Annotated in this window: 2 protein-coding genes; one reads left to right on the top strand and one right to left on the bottom strand. The window is 70.8% G+C overall.

Annotated elements, in window-relative coordinates:
* Positions 1–703: TetR/AcrR family transcriptional regulator (locus GT042_RS01195; protein ID WP_161306830.1), on the bottom strand; the 703-nt coding region annotated here is incomplete at its 3' end.
* Between the two features lie 165 nt (positions 704–868).
* Between GT042_RS01195 and clpX the strand changes: the two genes are divergently transcribed.
* Positions 869–2,167, top strand: coding sequence for an ATP-dependent Clp protease ATP-binding subunit ClpX (clpX, locus tag GT042_RS01190; protein WP_161306829.1), 1,299 nt, complete (start codon positions 869–871; stop codon positions 2,165–2,167).
* Positions 2,168–2,214 lie beyond the last annotated feature (47 nt).

The raw sequence follows: 2,214 nt of genomic DNA, 5'->3' as shown, positions 1-2,214 counted from the left end.
GCGGCGGAGCCCACGGCTGGTCGGCGGGGAGCGCCGGGGTGAGGACGTGCGAGGGCGGCCACCAGCCGCCCAGGTCGAGCCCGGCGAGCTGCTCGCAGGCGCTGACGACATTGAACGGTTCGACGAACCCAGGTGCGGCGGCGGCCAGTTGGCTCGCGCCGTGCAGGGCGGTGAGGACGGCCTCGGCGACGCGCACCCGGCTGCCGGGCGGTGCGCCGGGCGGTCCCAGCCGCTCCAGGGCGAGGCCGAGCAGGATCGCGTCCAACTTCATGAGCTGCGCGAAGGGCCGCCGGATCCACTCCTCGGCGAGCACCTCGGGCAGGACGTCCATGCCGAGCCGGGCCGCGCCGTGCTTCTCGTCCGTGTCGGCGAGCGGCAGCCGGGCGAGCCAGGCGCGGGCGAAGGCGCCCAGCGCCTCACGAGCGGTCGGCGGGGACGTGCCCGTACCGCTGCCCGCTCCGGCTCCCCTGTCCGGGGCGGGCGGGTCGGGGGCGTGCTCGGCGAGGTCCGCCAGCACCTCGAAGTAAAGGGCCCGTTTGCCGGGGAAGTTGGAGTAGACGGCGCCCCGGGTGAGGCCGGCGCGCTCCGCGATCCCGTCCACCTTGGCGTCGCGGAAGCCGCGTTCGGCGAATTCGTCCCCGGCCGCGGCGAGTACCCTGGCGCGATTGCGCTCCCGCAGCTCCACCCTGCTGAGCCGACTCATCGCCCTCTCTCATCCCGGCCGTACCGGCGCGATTGGCACGGCGTTGCCGTCCGTTCGGCATCAAGATACCGTGGCCATTCAGATGGTGACGTCATGTGATCTCACCATGTGAATGTCCGGTTTCGCGCGTCCGGTTCCGTAGGTCCGGTGAGGAGACGTTTCGCAGTGGCACCCATCGGGGACAGCGGCGACCTGCTGAAATGCACGTTCTGCGGGAAGAACCAGAAGCAGGTCAGAAAGCTGATCGCGGGTCCGAGCCCGCTGTGCATCTGCGACGAGTGTGTGGGGCTCTGCAACGAGCTGATCGAGGAGGAGCGCGACCAGGTCGCGTCGGCCGGTCCGTGGGAGTCGCCGAAGCCGCGCGAGATCCACGCCTTCCTGGAGGAGTACGTCATCGGGCAGGAGGGCGCCAAGAAGGCGCTCGCCGTCGCGGTCTACAACCATTACAAGCGCATCAGGCCGAGGGCCGGCGCGGAGGCCCGGGAGACGGCCGGGGACGAGCCGGTCGAACTCGGCAAGTCCAACATCCTGCTGATCGGCCCGACGGGCTGCGGCAAGACGTATCTCGTCCAGACCCTCGCGCGGATGCTCGACGTCCCCTTCGTGATCGCCGACGCGACGGCCCTCACGGAGGCCGGCTATGTCGGGGAGGACGTCGAGACGATCCTCCTCAAGCTCCTCCAGGCCGCCGACTTCGACGTGGAGAGGGCCGAGACGGGCATCGTCTACATCGACGAGATCGACAAGATCACTCGCAAGAGCGAGAACCCGTCGATCACCCGTGACGTGTCGGGCGAGGGCGTCCAGCAGGCCCTGCTGAAGATCCTGGAGGGCACGACCGCCAGCGTCCCGCCGCAGGGCGGACGCAAGCACCCGCACCAGGAGTTCATCCAGATCGACACGGGCAGTGTGCTGTTCATCGTCGGCGGGGCGTTCTCCGGGCTGGAACGCATCATCGAGCAGCGGGCCGCCCACCGGGGCATCGGGTTCGGCGGCTCGGTGCGCACCCGGGAGGAGCGCGAGGGGGAGGACGCCTTCGCGGACGTCATGCCCGAGGATCTGCTGAAGTTCGGCCTGATCCCCGAATTCGTGGGGCGGTTGCCGGTGGTGACGACCGTACAGCCGCTGGACCAGCCCGCGTTGACCCGGATCCTGACCGAGCCGCGCAACGCGCTCATCCGGCAGTACCAGAAGCTCTTCGCCCTGGACGGGGTCGAGCTGGAGTTCACCGAGGGGGCCGTCGCGGCGATCGCCGAGCAGGCGCTCCTGCGCCGTACGGGCGCCAGGGCCGCTCGCGCGATCCTCGAAGAGGTCCTGCTCAACGTGATGTACGAGGTACCGAGCCGGGACGACGTGGCCCGGGTGGTGGTCAGCCGGGAGACCGTCCTCGGCAACGTCAATCCGACGCTGGTACCGCGCGAGCGGCCGGACGGCGACCGCGGGCGCCACGAGAAGTCGGCCTGACCGGCCGGGTCACGGGCCGGCGCCCGCGGCCCGGCCGGATCCCCGCT

It is taken from the genome of Streptomyces sp. SID3212 (assembly GCF_009865405.1).
In the GTDB taxonomy this organism is placed as follows: Bacteria; Actinomycetota; Actinomycetes; order Streptomycetales; family Streptomycetaceae; genus Streptomyces.
This window is presented reverse-complemented; position numbering and strand designations above follow the sequence as displayed.